Source organism: Enterococcus sp. 3H8_DIV0648, from assembly GCF_002140655.1.
Taxonomy (GTDB): Bacteria; Bacillota; Bacilli; order Lactobacillales; family Enterococcaceae; genus Enterococcus_A; species Enterococcus_A hulanensis.
Map to the genome: position 1 here is coordinate 2,398,677 of NZ_NGLG01000001.1, position 2,601 is coordinate 2,401,277.

Genomic DNA, 2,601 nt, shown 5'->3' on the forward strand with positions numbered 1-2,601 from the left:
AAAAACTAAAGCGGGTGACGAGAATCGAACTCGCGACAACAGCTTGGAAGGCTGTGGTTTTACCACTAAACTACACCCGCATGGCGGTCCCGACGGGATTTGAACCCGCGATCTCCTGCGTGACAGGCAGGCATGTTAACCCCTACACCACGGAACCGTATTTTTAGTTTTTAATTGCGGGAGCAGGATTTGAACCTACGACCTTCGGGTTATGAGCCCGACGAGCTACCAGACTGCTCCATCCCGCGATAATATTATTAAAAAGGAGGATAAGGGATTCGAACCCTTGCACGGTTTTACCCGCCTGACGGTTTTCAAGACCGTTCCCTTCAGCCGGACTTGGGTAATCCTCCGTAAAAGAGTCACTATGGACCTTGTAGGACTCGAACCTACGACCGGACGGTTATGAGCCGTCTGCTCTAACCAACTGAGCTAAAGGTCCTGGCTCGAATAAAATCGCGGCGGAGGGGATCGAACCCCCGACCTCCCGGGTATGAACCGGACGCTCTAGCCAGCTGAGCTACACCGCGTTATTAATAAAAATGGAGCCTAGCGGGATCGAACCGCTGACCTCCTGCGTGCAAAGCAGGCGCTCTCCCAGCTGAGCTAAGGCCCCATAATTTGTTTCTATCGGGAAGACAGGATTCGAACCTGCGACACCTTGGTCCCAAACCAAGTACTCTACCAAGCTGAGCTACTTCCCGAAATGCACCCGAGAGGACTCGAACCTCTAACCCCTTGATTCGTAGTCAAGTACTCTATCCAATTGAGCTACGGGTGCGTTATTTAGTTAATGCCGAGGACCGGAATCGAACCGGTACGGTGATCACTCACCGCAGGATTTTAAGTCCTGTGCGTCTGCCAGTTCCGCCACCCCGGCGCTTTCCCCTGGTCTTCAGGAAAGCGGAAAACGGGGTTCGAACCCGCGACCCCCACCTTGGCAAGGTGGTGCTCTACCACTGAGCTATTTCCGCATGATGCCGGCTAAAGGACTTGAACCCTCGACCCTCTGATTACAAATCAGATGCTCTACCAACTGAGCTAAGCCGGCAACTACAAAAAATAAAATGCGGGTGAAGGGACTTGAACCCCCACGCCGTAAGGCGCTAGATCCTAAATCTAGTGCGTCTGCCAATTCCGCCACACCCGCATATACTTATGAGCCGTACTGGGCTCGAACCAGTGACCCTCTGATTAAAAGTCAGATGCTCTACCAACTGAGCTAACGGCTCAAATGGGGGTTAACGGGTTCGAACCGCTGACCCTCTGCTTGTAAGGCAGATGCTCTCCCAGCTGAGCTAAACCCCCATAAGTTCGCGTGGCGACGTCCTAATCTCACAAGGGGCAACCCCTCACTACAATCGGCGCTAAGAAGCTTAACTTCTGTGTTCGACATGGGAACAGGTGTATCCTTCTCGCTATCGCCACCACACTACGTATTTATTTGAGTAAACTTCGTTCACTCAAAACTGGATCAGAAACAGTTAAACAACCGTGATTTCATTTTATTTTGGTTAAGTCCTCGATCGATTAGTATCAGTCCGCTCCGTACATCACTGCACTTCCACTCCTGACCTATCTACCTGATCTTCTCTCAGGGATCTTACTTTCTTTAAGAAATGGGAAATCTCATCTTGAGGTGGGCTTCACACTTAGATGCTTTCAGCGTTTATCCCTTCCCTACATAGCTACCCAGCGATGCCTCTGGCGAGACAACTGGTACACCAGCGGTAAGTCCATCCCGGTCCTCTCGTACTAAGGACAGATCCTCTCAAATTTCCAACGCCCGCGACGGATAGGGACCGAACTGTCTCACGACGTTCTGAACCCAGCTCGCGTGCCGCTTTAATGGGCGAACAGCCCAACCCTTGGGACCGACTACAGCCCCAGGATGCGACGAGCCGACATCGAGGTGCCAAACCTCCCCGTCGATGTGGACTCTTGGGGGAGATAAGCCTGTTATCCCCAGGGTAGCTTTTATCCGTTGAGCGATGGCCCTTCCATGCGGAACCACCGGATCACTAAGCCCGACTTTCGTCCCTGCTCGACTTGTAGGTCTCGCAGTCAAGCTCCCTTGTGCCTTTACACTCTGCGAATGATTTCCAACCATTCTGAGGGAACCTTTGGGCGCCTCCGTTACTCTTTAGGAGGCGACCGCCCCAGTCAAACTGCCCATCTGACACTGTCTCCCACCACGATTAGTGGTGCGGGTTAGAGTGGTCATAACACAAGGGTAGTATCCCACCAGCGCCTCTGTCGAAACTAGCGTCCCGACTTCTACGGCTCCTACCTATCCTGTACATGTGGTACAAACACTCAATATCAAACTGCAGTAAAGCTCCATGGGGTCTTTCCGTCCTGTCGCGGGTAACCTGCATCTTCACAGGTACTAAAATTTCACCGAGTCTCTCGTTGAGACAGTGCCCAAATCGTTACGCCTTTCGTGCGGGTCGGAACTTACCCGACAAGGAATTTCGCTACCTTAGGACCGTTATAGTTACGGCCGCCGTTTACTGGGGCTTCAATTCGTACCTTCGCTTACGCTAAGCACTCCTCTTAACCTTCCAGCACCGGGCAGGCGTCAGCCCCTATACGTCATCT

General features: G+C 52.3%; 15 tRNA genes, 1 rRNA gene and 2 other annotated features. All 16 genes read right to left on the bottom strand.

Annotation, left to right across the window (positions count from 1 at the left end):
- Nucleotides 1-9: 9 nt before the first annotated feature.
- Nucleotides 10-80: transfer RNA gene (locus A5875_RS10915), tRNA-Gly, on the bottom strand.
- 1 nt (nucleotide 81) lies between these two features.
- Nucleotides 82-157, bottom strand: a tRNA-Asp gene (locus tag A5875_RS10920).
- Nucleotides 158-174: 17 nt separating this feature from the next.
- Nucleotides 175-248 (bottom strand) — tRNA-Met (locus A5875_RS10925).
- A gap of 15 nt (nucleotides 249-263) precedes the next feature.
- A tRNA-Ser gene (locus A5875_RS10930) sits at nucleotides 264-353 on the bottom strand.
- Between the two features lie 15 nt (nucleotides 354-368).
- A tRNA-Ile gene (locus tag A5875_RS10935) sits at nucleotides 369-442 on the bottom strand.
- 14 nt (nucleotides 443-456) lie between these two features.
- Nucleotides 457-530, bottom strand: a tRNA-Met gene (locus A5875_RS10940).
- A 13-nt stretch (nucleotides 531-543) separates the two neighbouring features.
- Nucleotides 544-616: transfer RNA gene (locus A5875_RS10945), tRNA-Ala, on the bottom strand.
- Between the two features lie 14 nt (nucleotides 617-630).
- Nucleotides 631-704 (bottom strand) — tRNA-Pro (locus tag A5875_RS10950).
- Nucleotides 705-707: 3 nt separating this feature from the next.
- A tRNA-Arg gene (locus A5875_RS10955) sits at nucleotides 708-781 on the bottom strand.
- 13 nt (nucleotides 782-794) lie between these two features.
- Nucleotides 795-880: transfer RNA gene (locus tag A5875_RS10960), tRNA-Leu, on the bottom strand.
- 22 nt (nucleotides 881-902) lie between these two features.
- Nucleotides 903-974, bottom strand: a tRNA-Gly gene (locus A5875_RS10965).
- Between the two features lie 4 nt (nucleotides 975-978).
- Nucleotides 979-1,051: transfer RNA gene (locus tag A5875_RS10970), tRNA-Thr, on the bottom strand.
- 17 nt (nucleotides 1,052-1,068) lie between these two features.
- Nucleotides 1,069-1,150: transfer RNA gene (locus A5875_RS10975), tRNA-Leu, on the bottom strand.
- A 9-nt stretch (nucleotides 1,151-1,159) separates the two neighbouring features.
- Nucleotides 1,160-1,232 (bottom strand) — tRNA-Lys (locus tag A5875_RS10980).
- Nucleotides 1,233-1,235: 3 nt separating this feature from the next.
- Nucleotides 1,236-1,308: transfer RNA gene (locus A5875_RS10985), tRNA-Val, on the bottom strand.
- Nucleotides 1,309-1,316: 8 nt separating this feature from the next.
- Nucleotides 1,317-1,432, bottom strand: a 5S ribosomal RNA gene (rrf, locus tag A5875_RS10990).
- A gap of 90 nt (nucleotides 1,433-1,522) precedes the next feature.
- Nucleotides 1,523-2,392: a sequence feature (23S ribosomal RNA rRNA prediction is too short), on the bottom strand.
- A gap of 43 nt (nucleotides 2,393-2,435) precedes the next feature.
- Nucleotides 2,436-2,583: a sequence feature (23S ribosomal RNA rRNA prediction is too short), on the bottom strand.
- Nucleotides 2,584-2,601 lie beyond the last annotated feature (18 nt).